At 30.3% G+C, this 13,130-nt stretch carries 12 protein-coding genes; 2 read left to right on the forward strand and 10 right to left on the reverse strand.

Annotation, left to right across the window (positions count from 1 at the left end):
• Positions 1 to 1,093, forward strand: a 1,093-nt coding sequence (locus NSA58_RS08175; protein ID WP_257560382.1) for a HAMP domain-containing sensor histidine kinase, incomplete at its 5' end; no start/stop codon positions are given.
• A 110-nt stretch (positions 1,094 to 1,203) separates the two neighbouring features.
• Here the strand turns inward: NSA58_RS08175 and murI are convergent.
• Positions 1,204 to 1,980, reverse strand: a complete 777-nt coding sequence (gene murI / locus NSA58_RS08180) for a glutamate racemase (protein ID WP_074079413.1) — start codon at positions 1,978 to 1,980, stop codon at positions 1,204 to 1,206.
• Positions 1,981 to 2,278: 298 nt separating this feature from the next.
• On the opposite strand from murI, the gene NSA58_RS08185 reads away from it, so the two are divergent.
• Entirely contained in the window at positions 2,279 to 3,664 is a 1,386-nt protein-coding gene (locus NSA58_RS08185) for an APC family permease (RefSeq protein ID WP_039680534.1), read from the forward strand.
• A 244-nt stretch (positions 3,665 to 3,908) separates the two neighbouring features.
• On the opposite strand, the gene NSA58_RS08190 is transcribed toward NSA58_RS08185, so the two are convergent.
• From NSA58_RS08190 to NSA58_RS08230, 9 genes are all read right to left on the reverse strand, one after another.
• On the reverse strand, positions 3,909 to 5,114 hold the full coding sequence (locus NSA58_RS08190; RefSeq protein ID WP_039680533.1) for an MFS transporter: 1,206 nt from the start codon (positions 5,112 to 5,114) through the stop codon (positions 3,909 to 3,911).
• A 1-nt stretch (position 5,115) separates the two neighbouring features.
• Entirely contained in the window at positions 5,116 to 6,027 is a 912-nt protein-coding gene (locus NSA58_RS08195; protein WP_039680532.1) for a bifunctional enoyl-CoA hydratase/phosphate acetyltransferase, read from the reverse strand.
• A 16-nt stretch (positions 6,028 to 6,043) separates the two neighbouring features.
• Positions 6,044 to 6,865: a MerR family transcriptional regulator gene (locus NSA58_RS08200; RefSeq protein ID WP_039680531.1), complete on the reverse strand. Its 822-nt coding sequence runs from the start codon at positions 6,863 to 6,865 to the stop codon at positions 6,044 to 6,046.
• A gap of 95 nt (positions 6,866 to 6,960) precedes the next feature.
• Positions 6,961 to 8,046, reverse strand: a complete 1,086-nt coding sequence (gene buk / locus NSA58_RS08205; protein ID WP_039680530.1) for a butyrate kinase — start codon at positions 8,044 to 8,046, stop codon at positions 6,961 to 6,963.
• A gap of 123 nt (positions 8,047 to 8,169) precedes the next feature.
• Positions 8,170 to 8,769, reverse strand: coding sequence for an indolepyruvate oxidoreductase subunit beta (locus NSA58_RS08210; RefSeq protein ID WP_039680529.1), 600 nt, complete (start codon positions 8,767 to 8,769; stop codon positions 8,170 to 8,172).
• 1 nt (position 8,770) lies between these two features.
• Positions 8,771 to 10,555 (reverse strand): indolepyruvate ferredoxin oxidoreductase subunit alpha, encoded by a 1,785-nt coding sequence (iorA, locus tag NSA58_RS08215; RefSeq protein ID WP_074079414.1) that lies wholly within the window; start codon positions 10,553 to 10,555, stop codon positions 8,771 to 8,773.
• Between the two features lie 30 nt (positions 10,556 to 10,585).
• Entirely contained in the window at positions 10,586 to 11,851 is a 1,266-nt protein-coding gene (locus NSA58_RS08220; protein ID WP_039680527.1) for a pyridoxal phosphate-dependent aminotransferase, read from the reverse strand.
• 143 nt (positions 11,852 to 11,994) lie between these two features.
• Positions 11,995 to 12,183, reverse strand: a complete 189-nt coding sequence (locus NSA58_RS08225) for a hypothetical protein (protein ID WP_074079415.1) — start codon at positions 12,181 to 12,183, stop codon at positions 11,995 to 11,997.
• Positions 12,184 to 12,204: 21 nt separating this feature from the next.
• On the reverse strand, positions 12,205 to 13,062 hold the full coding sequence (locus NSA58_RS08230; protein WP_039680525.1) for an Mrp/NBP35 family ATP-binding protein: 858 nt from the start codon (positions 13,060 to 13,062) through the stop codon (positions 12,205 to 12,207).
• Positions 13,063 to 13,130 lie beyond the last annotated feature (68 nt).

The raw sequence follows: 13,130 nt of genomic DNA on the forward strand, positions 1-13,130 counted from the left end.
CAAAAATAATTTATTAAATAAAGCTTATTTATCTCCATTTATAAAAGCTTTATTTAGTAAGAAAAGTAAAAAAACAATAAACAGAAAATTAGCTTATTCTTTATGTGTAGGATTAATCGTAGAAACTATATTTTTATTCATTATACTTAATACTATATCTGGTGGTTTTATATACTCTTATAAATTTGTATTATTTATAGATTTTGTTACTTTTGTACTTTGTATCTATCTATTCAGAATAATTTGTAAAAAATTCGATTATGTAGATTATATTTCAAAAGAAGTCGAATCTATAAAAGAAGGTTCAATAGACTATAAATTAGAAGTTAGGGGCAATGATCAAATTGCCAGACTTGCTAATAACATTAATAATATGAGCGAAGGTTTAGGAAAAGCAGTAGATAACGCTATTCGAAGTGAAAAAATGAAAACAGAGTTAATCACAAATGTATCTCATGATTTAAAAACACCTTTAACATCCATAATAAACTATGTGGACATGTTAAGAAGTGAGGATATTGATGATAATACTAGAAAAGCTTATTTATCTATTCTAGATAAAAAATCTAAAAGACTTAAGATTCTAGTTGAAGAGATTTTTGAAGCTGCAAAACTTAGTAGTGGTGAAATTGAATTCCATATAGAAAAAACTGATATTAAAGAACTTTTAATACAAAGTGTTGTTGAATTAGACGATAAAATTCAAGAAAGTAGACTCGATTTTATTATAGACACACCAGATGAACCTATATTTACTATGGCCGATGGTAAAAGAACTTTTAGAGCTTTTGAAAATTTAATAACAAATATTACAAAATACTCTGCTCCTAACACTAGAGTTTATATAGATTTATTTGTTGAAAATGATACTATATCTATAATATTTAAAAATATATCTAACTATAGATTAAATTTAAGTCCAGATGAATTTTTAGAAAGATTTAGACGTGGTGATTCTTCTAGAAATACAGAAGGTTCAGGTCTTGGCCTATCTATTACTCAAAGTATCATTAATACTCAAAATGGTACTATGGATTTAAATATAGATGGTGATTTATTTAAGGTAATTTTACAATTTAAAATATGTGAATAAAAAAATTCGCTTTGCTCAAGTAACAAAGTTGGAAATGATACGTTATATACAAAACATATAACATATTATTTCCTTCAATATAAAAAACAAAGTATTTAATACTTTGTTTTTTATCTATTTAATAGTTTTTCTGACAATTTTATAAACCTCTTATCTCCTGAAGAGTTATAAATTGTTACACTTCCCTCTTCATCATAATCCCTTAACTCGTCTTTATCCTTTAAAATTTCTTTTAAATGATTTGTAGTTCCTAAATTTCCATCAACTATATTTATATTATGATTTAATATTTTTTCCATATATTCTCTATAGAATACAAAGTGAGTACATCCTAAAACTACACTATTGATTTTACTCATATCCAAGTCTTTGTAATAATCTTTTAATTGGCTTTCAACAACTTCTTCATCATCTAATAAGTCATTTTCCACTATATTTACAAGTTCTGGACATGGCATTTTTATTACAGTATTATCATCACTGTATCTCGCCATTAAATCATTGAACTTTGTTTCTTTTAGTGTAAGAGGTGTTGCCATTACTACTATGGTATTATCTATCTTTCCATCAGCAGCAACTTTTAGTGCTGGCTCCATTCCTATGATTGGTAGGTGAGAATATTTTTCTCTAAGCATATTAGCCGCTGCAGAAGTTGCCGTATTACAAGCTATTACTATGGCTTTCACACCTTTAGCCAGGAAAAACTCTATAATGTCTACACACCTTTCAGTTATTTCTTCCTTTGTTTTTATTCCATAAGGAGCATTTGCAGAATCTCCATAGTATAGAAATTTTTCATTTGGCATAGCTTGAACTAATTCTTTTAATACACTTACTCCACCTAGGCCAGAATCAAAAACACCTATTGCCTTATCTTTATTATTCATTATTACAACCTCCAATACTTACTCTTTATATATATCAGCAGTACAAATTATTTATCATTTTAAATTTAAATAAAACTTTTATAATCATATTGTTTACTCTTTTTATTATAAAATATCTTATTTGTTAATACAAAGAAAAATTTTTAAAGGCTACAATTCAGATTTTATATGTATATGATACTTTTTATACAAGAATATAAAAGAACCAATTTACATTTATTACCAAAGTTGTTATTATATTATTATACTATATAAAATTTTAACAAAGTAAGTATTTAAAATTTTAGGGGGTCTTTATATGAGTAAAAACGATAATTTTGACAAGGTCCTAAACAAGTCTGACGTATTTGTGCTTGCATTTGGAGCAATGATTGGTTGGGGATGGGTTGTTTTATCCGGAGAATGGATACAAACAGCAGGAACTTTAGGTGCTATCTTAGCTTTTGTTATAGGTGGCGTAATGGTACTATTTGTAGGACAAGCATACGCAGAACTAACATCTGCTATGCCTAAGTGCGGTGGAGAGCAAGTCTTTAGTTATCGAGCGCTGGGAAGAAATGCGTCTTTTATCTGTACTTGGGCGATAATATTAGGATACATATCTGTAATAGCCTTCGAGACAGTTGCACTTCCAACAGTGTTACAGTATCTATTTCCAAATTACGTGAAAGGATATATGTACACTATTGCTGGATTTGATGTTTATGCTACATGGGTTATAGTGGGTATAGTAAGTTCCATAGTAATCACTATCATAAATTACATTGGAGTAAAAACAGCAGCATTTCTACAAGGTTTATGTACTGTATTAATTACATTAGTTGGTTTAGCCCTAATTAGTGGATCTTTTGTAAATGGTTCAACTTCAAACATACAACCTCTATTTAATGATGGAGTCGGTGGACTTATGGCTGTAGCTGTTATGACACCTTTCATGTATGTTGGTTTTGATGTAATCCCACAAGCAGCAGAAGAAATGAATATACCATTTAAGAAAATTGGCCAAATATTAATTCTATCTGTTATTATGGCAGTTATTTGGTATGCTATGATAATACTTGGTGTATCTCTTGCTATGGATCATGCAGAAATTCAAGGTTCTGCTCTAGTTACAGCGGATGCTATGGCTAAAGTTTACAATAATAGTTCAATAGCTTCTAAAATATTAATTTTAGGTGGAATAGCTGGTATAATTACTAGCTGGAATTCTTTCTATGTAGGTGGAAGTAGAGCTATTTATTCTATGGCAGCTTGTGGTATGCTACCACCATTCTTAGCAAAGTTACATCCTAAATATAAAACACCTTGCAATGCAATAATATTAATCGGTATCCTAACTTCCTTATCACCGTTCTTAGGAAGAAATATGCTTACTTGGTTATCTAATGCAGGTGGTTGTAGTATAGTAATATCTTATTCAATGGTTTGCTTATCATTCTTAGTACTAAGAAGAAAAGAGCCAAACATGTTAAGACCATACAAAGTTAAGAGAGTTAGATTTGTAGGCTTCGTATCTATTTGTATGTGTTTATTCCTAGGAATAATGTATTTACCTGGTGCTCCAGCTTCATTATCTTGGCCTTATGAATGGGGTATCATTCTTGGTTGGGCAGCTTTAGGATTAATATTCTATGTTTGGGCTGCTCTTAGTGGTATAGAAGCACGTGAACCTAGATATAATTAAATAATCTAAAATGTAGAGCTTTATAAGCATAAAAAATTCGCTTTGCTTGAGCGACGTGTCGGCGAAACACTTTAAGCCACTGCGTGGGCGCTCTACTTCCTATTGCCAACGGCTTCGCCCGTTGCTCAAATAACAAAGTTGGAAATTATACGTTATCCACATAACAGATAACATATAATTTACTTACAATTAAAAAATTACTGGAACTTATATTCCAGTAATTTTTTGCATTTATATTAAATATTTATGGCTTTTTTATACCTATTAAACATATAAAACCAATACTTATAATACCTATCATAAATATAAATGTACTAAAGTATGATCCACTACTATCGTATAATCCACCTGCTATAGTACTTCCTAAAGATGCAATAATTAGATTTAAGTTAATTATAGAGAAATTGACAGGATAATGTGTTGAACCATAGAATGTGTTTATAAATGCTGAACCTATCGTTGGAATACCTCCATAAGAAAATCCACAGCACATAAATCCAAAACTCATTAATAAAAAGTTATCGTTTATAAAAGCAAGTATTAATATTCCTGCTGATACAAAAAACACTATGTTAATTGTCCACATGGTTTTTCGTCTTCCTATTTTATCAAACATAGCACCATAAACCACACGTCCCACACCATTAAATATTGAAATCAATCCAACTACTGTTGCTATAGTGCTTAAGTCAAAGTGTGGACCAACCTCCATAGCAACACCTTTTGCCTGTGATATTAAAGCAAGCGCTGCTCCATTTAATAAAAATGACCAAAAGAAAAATAACCAAAAAGTTGGTCTTTTTATCATAACTAACGCATTAACATCCATACCTCGCTCTATAATTCTCTTTTTCTTTACAGTCTCTGGAGGTACAAAATCTTCTCCTGGTTTTACAAAGAAAAATCCTCCAATTCCTATAACTATAAATAATAAAACTCCCAAAATCATAAAGGATGTTCTCCATCCACCTATTTCTGTTGGAGTATAAGCTTGATAAACTTTACCTATTATAAAACTTCCCAGTCCAAATCCCATTAATAGTATTCCTGATATTAAGCCTTGTTTATCTGGAAACCATTTTGACATAGTACTCATTACAGCATTGTATGTCAAACCAGAAGCAAATCCACCTAAAACTCCAAAACCCAAATAAAGCCCCATCAATGTAGTTGTTTTTGATGCTAAATAAAATCCAATAAAAAATAAAATTGATGATGTCCATACATTAATTCTGACATTAATTTTATTTGACAATAATCCACCAACTAATCCTCCTAAACAAAACATAGTCATTCCTATAGTAAAGGTTAAAGACAGTTGTGCTGTAGACCAGTTTACAAATTCTTCTGCAATGGGAGATGATAGTACACTCCAAGCATATATAAGGCCTGCAAATAATAAGGCTATAGTTCCTACAATAGCATATACCCAGCGATTTAACTTCTTCATATTATTTATTGTGGCCTGCTATTAAGGCACCATACGCTATAGAATATAATTTTGACTCATGACTATCGGCTCTAGAAACTAAAACTATAGGAGCTTTTGCACCCATTATTATTCCAGCAGACTTTCCACCTGCAAAATATGTTAATGCTTTTCCTATTCCATTACCTACTTCTATAGTTGGCATTAACATTATGTCTGTTTCACCAGCTACCTTACTTTCAAATCCTTTTATTCTTGCTGCTTCTTTTGATACTGCTAAGTCAAATGCTAAAGGTCCTTCTACAATTACACCTTCACCAAACGCACCTTTTTCACAAGCTTCTTCTAAAGCTCTTGCATCTACTGTAGCTTGCATCTTAGGATTTACTTTTTCTTTTGCAGCTAAACAAGCAACCTTTATTTCTTCTAAACCTAAAGGCTTTGTTGCTTCTATTGCATTTTTTAATATTTTTACTTTTTGTTCATAATCAGGTGATATGTTCATACCTCCATCTGTTGTTACAAGTAACTTGTCATAAGTAGGTATTTCATAAACCATAACATGACTTAATAAACTATCTGTTCTAAGCCCCCACTCTTTATTTAAAACTGCTTTTAATATAACTGATGTGTCCAGTAACCCCTTCATTACAAAATCAGCTTCTTTTGAAGAAACTAATTTTACAGCAGTTTCAGCGCATTCTTCTATTGTATTTTTTTGTATTATTTTAATTCCATCTAAATTAAATCCAATTTCTTTACTAATATCTCTTATTTTATTCTCTTCACCAATTAAAACAGGAACTATTATATTCTTCTCTACTGCACTTTGTATAGCCAATAAAACCTCTTCATCATGGGCTGCTGCCACTGATAATATAACTTTTTTGTCGCCCTTTAATTGTTGTAATATATCCTCTAATTTATTTATCATAATTATTCCCCTTTATTTAAGATTTTTCAACTAAAATTTGTAACTCCATTACTACTTCTTTATCAGTTAAAGATAAACTTGGATCTGTTAACTCCATCTCCAATGAATCATCTAAAATTTCATACCCTTGCTTATTGATATAATCTATTAGTTTCTCATAATATGGTGCTGCATCTTTGTGAATACCATTAAATCTAATACAAACATAAGTCCCTTTTGGAAAAATTTTAATTAAATTTTTATCGTATTTTTCCTCTTCTATCATGACAAATATAGATTTATACTCTCCATATTCTCTCTTAATTAAATCTTCTCTAGATATGGATACTCCAACAGTTCCATAAGTTAGAAATATTTTGTTTTCAGACATCTTAGTCAATTTTCTAAGAGAAAGCTCAATATCATAATCAGTCTTAATACTATGTCTAAGCCTAACAGCTTGCCTCTCATCATAATCTAGTTCTCTAATAATTCCTAATAAGTCTTCTCTTGTAGAATCTTTAATTTGCATTATTTTATTATTAATTTTATGTTTTATAAGCTGTAATTCACTTATTTTTTGATTAATAATATTATTTTGTTCTTCTAAAGAATGTATTACATCTTCTGCATTCACATTATTAAGATTATATTTTATTTTATCCAAAGAAAGTCCTAACTCTTTCAAATACTTTATTGTCTCCAAATATTGAAATTGATCTAATGTGTAATATCTATACTTGTTGTTTTTATTAACAAAGCTAGGTTTAAATAAATCTATTTCATCATAATATCTTAATGTTTTTTTATTTATATCAAACAGCTTAGATATTTCTCCGATGGTAAAAAAGTCCTTCATATGACAACTCCCCTAATTTTAATTATATTTATATTATATAAAATTAGAGGAGTATATCCAATTGTGTTAATTTAATCACTTATAAAATTTTCTTTCTAAGCCTTCACCATATCAGATTCCCTATATATTGTAGCTTCTTCTTCGCCATCTAATACTCTAAGAGCTCCAAAAGCTAAAGCTTCTAATTCATTTTCTCCAGCTAATACTTCAACTGGTGCTATAAACTTAACTCTCTTAACTATGGATTCGCTCATATATTTAGAGTATGCAATTCCACCAGTTATAATTATAGCATCCACATCACCATTAACAACTGTAGCAAGTTCACCAATAGATTTTGCAACTTGTAAAGCTAGAGCATCATATATTAATTTTGCATATTCATCACCATTTGCTATTCTTTCTTCAACCTCTCTAGCATCAACAGTATCTAAATATGAAACTATGCCTCCTTTACCTCTTACATTTTTAACCATTTCTTTATGAGTATATTTACCAGAGTAACATAAATCAACTAACATTTTTGCAGGCAGTCTTCCTGCTCTTTCTGGTGAAAATGGTCCTTCTTCATCAGAAACAAAGTCTACCATCTTTCCTTTCTCATGAACATTTAGACTTATACCTCCACCTAAATGAGCAACTATTAAATTTAAATCATTATAGTTTTTATGATTCATTTTGGCATATTTTATTGCCATTGCTCTAGTATTTAAAGCATGAGTTAAACAAACTCTATCCAAGCCATTAAGTCCTGATACTTTTGCTATATCGCCACTTTCATCAACACAAACTGGATCATATATATAAGAGTTAACACCTATTTCATTGGCAATGGAATATGAAATTATAGCACCCAAGTTCGATGCATGATCTAATGTAGGTCTATTAGTTAATCTGTCTATCATTTCCTCATTTATTAAATATGCACCTGATTTGACTGGTGGTAATCCTCCACATCTTCCAACTACTGCATTTATACTTTTTAATTCTATGTTATTTTCTTTTAAAGCTTTTTCTACCTCATTTTTTCTCATTTCAAATTGATCCATTATAGACTTAAATTTTGATAATTCTTCAACTGAATGATTTAATGTGTTTGCAAAAACTTGATTTTCTCCATCATATACTGCAAATTTCGTTGATGTTGAGCCAGGATTTATGGCTAAAACTCTATAAGTCATATTTTTATCCCCTTTTTATAATTTTTTATATTTTTAAAAATTTAACCTTTCACCAAGATAGATATCAAAAGCTATTATAAGAAAAACTTATAATAGCTTTTGATTTTATATGGCTAAATAAATTTAAACAGCTGCTTTACTTACTTCAGATTCTACTAGCTCCATTCCCATTCGGAAAGCTTTTATATTTAAATCAACAAACTTTTCTTTTACATTTTTTCTGATTATATCTTCCCAGTCAATTTTTTCTAACTTCATTGATTTTACTAAAGAACCTAATAATATAACATTCATTACTTTTGCATTTCCTAATTCTTCAGCTTTTTTTGCTGCATCTATAATTTTTGCATTTAATCTTTTTAATTCTAAATCTATTTCTTCTTCTTTGTATTCAAATTTTCCTACTAATGTAGATACTGAGTTTAATCTATAATTATTTACAACTACTTTTCCTTCTGGTTTTAAATATTTTAAATATCTTAAAGCTTCCATTTTTTCAAAAGAAACTATCATATCTGCTCCACCAATTTCAATAACAGGAGAATAAACATTATCATCACTATATCTTACTTGAGAAGAAACTGATCCACCTCTTTGGCTCATACCATGTATTTCGCTCATCTTTACATCGTATCCAGCTTCCATTAATCCTATAGTTAATAATTTACTTGCAAGTATAGTCCCTTGACCACCTACACCTACTAACATAATACTTTTAGTCATATTATTTTACCTCCTTTACTATCGCTTCTTTAGGACATACTTGTGCACATACTTCACATCCTAAACATTGATTTCTATCTATTTTAGATTTTTTAGTTTCTTTATTGTATGAAATTGCTGGACATCCTGTCTTAGTACATTTTTTACATCCTATACATAAATCTTCTACAACTTCACATTTTGTTGTAAATGGCTTATTAAACTCTTCTATATCTTCTTTAGAGAATTTTTTAAGAGCACATGGCCATCTTGTAATGATTACAGATGCCTCTTCATTCGCAAATGCCCAATCAAGAGTATCATTTACTTCTTTTAAATCATTAGGATTTATTACTCTTAAATTTTTCACACCACAAGCTCTAACTACTGCTTCTATACTTATTTCATTAGTTGGCTCACCTTGTAATTTAAATCCAGAACCTGGATTTTCTTGATGTCCTGTCATACCAGTAATTCTATTATCTAATATTATTGATATTGCATTACCATTGTTATAAATAATATCTAAAAGCCCATTTATTCCTGTATGGAAGAATGTTGAATCTCCAAGCACTCCTACAACTCTTTTCTTATTTCCTTCTACCATGTTGAAAACTTGTTGTGCTCCATGTCCTGAACCCAAAGATGCACCCATACAAACTACACAATCCATCGCATTATATGGTGGTGCAAATCCTAGAGTATAACATCCTATATCTCCAGTTATAACTACATCTTTTCTTTTCCCTAGTTCATAGAATAAACCTCTATGTGGACATCCTGCACAGAATGTTGGTGGTCTTGGAACTAATAATTCTTCATTTGCTTCTAAGTGATCAAATGTTTTTCCATATATAGCTTTTCTTATAACATCCGGTGTCATTTCTCCATATGCTGGAAATACATCTTTACCATGACAATTTATGCCTAAAGCTTTAACATGCTCTTCTATAAATTCATCATTTTCTTCTATAACATATATTTTTTCTACTTTAGATGCAAACTCTTTTATTTTTTCATCTGGCATTGGGAAAGTAAATCCTAGTTTTAAATAAGATGCATCATTTCCAAACACTTCTTTTGCAAAATTTATACACATTCCTGATGCAATAATTCCTACTTTAGTATCATTTAATTCAATAGAGTTAAGATCAGTTTCATTAGAAAACTTTTCTAAATTGTGAAGTCTTTCTTCTACCTTCCCTCTTAATACTCTTGAGTTTGCAGGAACTGTAACATATTTATGTGCGTCTTTTACATACTCTTTTATTCCAACTTCTTTTCTATCTTCACACTCAACTATCCCCTTTGAATGACATAGTCTAGTTGTTAATCTATATAAAACTGGCGTATCAAATTTCTCACTTATTTCAAATGCTTCCTTGAACATATCTTTAGCTTCTTGGCTAGTTGATGGTTCAAACATTGGAATTTTAGCTGCTCTAGCATAATTTCTATTGTCTTGCTCATTTTGTGATGAATGTTGCCCTGGCTCATCTGCTGTAATTATTATAAATCCTCCAGTTACACCTGTATATGCTACTGTGAACAGTGGATCTGCCGCCACATTTAAACCAACATGTTTCATAGATGCTACAGTTCTCGCTCCTGCTATTGAGGCACCTGCAGCTGCCTCAACTGCTACCTTCTCATTCGGAGCCCATTCTGCAAGAATATCATCCTTATATAAAGCTATATTTTCTAATATTTCTGTACTTGGAGTTCCTGGATAAGCTGAAGCATATTTTACACCAGCTTCATAGGCTCCACGAGCTATTGCCTCGTTACCTGTCATTAATTTCTTCATGTTAATAGTCCCCCTTATTTTTATGTTTTTTTATGCTAAAGTTGTGTCTAATGATTTAGTTTTTTCAAGAACTTCTTTTATAACCTTTGGTGCTTTCCTACATTTTTCTTCCGATACTGCACAAACAGCAAACCTTAATCCCATCTTCAATGGAACTAGATAAAGATTTTCTTTAGTAAGCTCTTCGCAAATTTCCTTTGGATTATTGCACGGTATACTTACAAAGAATCCATCTCTGTATGGTAATATTTCAAGATTTACTTCTTCTGCACCTTGTACAAAAGCTTCTGCTCTTTTCACAAGCATATCTTTATATTGATTTTTCTCTATTTTATATTCTGAATATTTTTTCTCATCTGCAATTAAATGAGAAAGAATAGACATAGCCCCTCTATTACAATTAGACCAGTTTGCTCTGCAAGAATGCATTAATGAATAGTAGAATTCTTCTGCTATATCTTCACTTGAAGATATTCCTATAGCTGCCCCCATTCTCATTCCATAGGCAGTAAATCCTTTTGACATACTAAATCCAACTATTGTAAGTATATTTTCTGGTAAGTTACCAAATTTTTTAAAGAATTTTCTACTTGCTACATCATCTTTCACAAAATCTATATAAGCAACATCTATAAATAAAACTATTTTTTTACTTTCATCCTTTGCAACTTCTTTTGCAAAGTCTAATATTTCATCCCACTCATCATCTGACACGCTATAACCCGTTGGATTATGACCAGGAGTATTAATTATTGTAAATATGTTTCCTTGTTTATCTATAATTTCTTTAAATTTAGATTTAAAGGATTCCATATTAAATTTTCCTTCATCATTAAATAACTTATAATTTGAAACTCCTCTACCGGCTTCTTCTCCTATAATTCCGTAAGGACTCCAATACCAGTCTGAAGTTAGAATCACATCATTGGGATTAGTATAGTTCCACATTGCTAACTTAATAGCACCACTTCCACCAGGAGAAGCTACAACTCTTACATATCCATCTGGATTATTTCCTTGAAAGCAAACTTTTTTTACAGCTTCTTTATAGTCATCTTGTCCTGCTATAGAAGCATAAGCAGATATTTCATTATTTGGCAATGATTTTAATTGTTCAAAAACACTACTCATAGTTATTAACTTTCCTTCATCATCCATTAAGGCACCAATAGTAGCATTAACAACATTTTCTTTACCTATCTCTTTTTCTGCATTTTGAGCTCTTTCAGACAAGTTAAATATAATATCGTTTTCCCTCGGCCATCTTGCATGATCTGCAACCATACTTAATCTCATATTTTTCCCCCCATTTATTTTACTATTTTTATACTCACAGTACTTCCTAATATTATAATAAACCTTCCATTAACTGGAATGTCAATAGATTTTAATCAATCTAAAAAAAAATACACAGTTCAATATATTGAACTGTGTATTTTTTAATCTTCTCTTCTATTGGAAATTATCTTCATCATTTTTAAATGTTGTCTCATAAAGAATATTTCAGCTGTCATAGCAAAACATGCCACTATTCTAATTGTCATACTTGTGGTATTTAGTGCTATTTGAGTAAAATATGTAAATAATACTAAATCAACACCAAAAACAAAAACATCTCCTAATTTCATTTTTTTACTCCTTATTTATACCTAAAACACATTTGAAACTTCTTTTTCTTTTTTCTCTAATGATTTAACCATATTTATTACTATAGGATTAAATAATCCTTCTACCTCTTCATCACCATCCTTATAAATACCTATGGATACGTTTCCTATTCCAGAATTCATTGGTAATTGTCCTAAAAGTTCCAAATTCATATCATCAAGGAATTTTCTATTATTTTGTCCATTAAATATTTGAATCTTCTTACCACAGTCTGGACATGTTATGTAGCTCATATTTTCAACTACACCTATAACATCTATATCTAACTTTTGAACCATATGAACAGCTTTTGTAACTATCATTGATACCATATCTTGAGGTACTGTAACCATTACTATACCATTTATAGGAATAGATTGCATAACTGTTAGTGCTACATCTCCTGTTCCTGGAGGCATATCTATTATAAGGTAATCTAACTCTTCCCATAAAACATCTGTATAAAACTGTTTCACTGCATTAGAAACCATTGCCCCTCTCCAAATAACAGGCTCTTCTTCATTTTCTATTAATAAGTTTAAAGACATTACTTTTATTCCATCTTTTGTTACTGCTGGATATATAAATTCCTCTGTTGCTCTTGCTCTTTGCTTATCCACTCCCAAAAGTCTTGGAATACTAGGTCCTGTTATATCAGCATCTAATACACCTACTTTATACCCTTGTTTTGCTAAATTTTTTGCTATTAATGCTGATACTGTAGATTTTCCTACTCCACCTTTACCACTCATAACACCTACAATTTTTTTAATTTTATTTAGTGGATTATTCTCAACTAAACAGCTTGATTGTTCCTTATTGCAAGATCCATTTGATGGACACGAATTACAACTTGACATTTCTACTCCCCCCTAATAATAGCTATATCTACAAAATAAATATAGTTCTTTATATTTATTTTGTCAAT

It is taken from the genome of Terrisporobacter muris (genome assembly GCF_024621905.1).
In the GTDB taxonomy this organism is placed as follows: Bacteria; Bacillota; Clostridia; order Peptostreptococcales; family Peptostreptococcaceae; genus Terrisporobacter; species Terrisporobacter muris.

Excerpts from the sequence above, each read along its gene's own strand:
- murI (WP_074079413.1), bottom strand. The coding sequence starts at position 1,980 with ATGAATAATAAAGATAAGGCAATAGGTGTTTTTGATTCTGGCCTAGGT.
- NSA58_RS08185 (WP_039680534.1), top strand. The coding sequence starts at position 2,279 with ATGAGTAAAAACGATAATTTTGACAAGGTCCTAAACAAGTCTGACGTA.
- NSA58_RS08190 (WP_039680533.1), bottom strand. The coding sequence starts at position 5,114 with ATGAAGAAGTTAAATCGCTGGGTATATGCTATTGTAGGAACTATAGCC.
- NSA58_RS08195 (WP_039680532.1), bottom strand. The coding sequence starts at position 6,027 with ATGATAAATAAATTAGAGGATATATTACAACAATTAAAGGGCGACAAA.
- NSA58_RS08200 (WP_039680531.1), bottom strand. The coding sequence starts at position 6,865 with ATGAAGGACTTTTTTACCATCGGAGAAATATCTAAGCTGTTTGATATA.
- buk (WP_039680530.1), bottom strand. The coding sequence starts at position 8,046 with ATGACTTATAGAGTTTTAGCCATAAATCCTGGCTCAACATCAACGAAA.
- NSA58_RS08210 (WP_039680529.1), bottom strand. The coding sequence starts at position 8,769 with ATGACTAAAAGTATTATGTTAGTAGGTGTAGGTGGTCAAGGGACTATA.
- iorA (WP_074079414.1), bottom strand. The coding sequence starts at position 10,555 with ATGAAGAAATTAATGACAGGTAACGAGGCAATAGCTCGTGGAGCCTAT.
- NSA58_RS08220 (WP_039680527.1), bottom strand. The coding sequence starts at position 11,851 with ATGAGATTAAGTATGGTTGCAGATCATGCAAGATGGCCGAGGGAAAAC.
- NSA58_RS08225 (WP_074079415.1), bottom strand. The coding sequence starts at position 12,183 with ATGAAATTAGGAGATGTTTTTGTTTTTGGTGTTGATTTAGTATTATTT.
- NSA58_RS08230 (WP_039680525.1), bottom strand. The coding sequence starts at position 13,062 with ATGTCAAGTTGTAATTCGTGTCCATCAAATGGATCTTGCAATAAGGAA.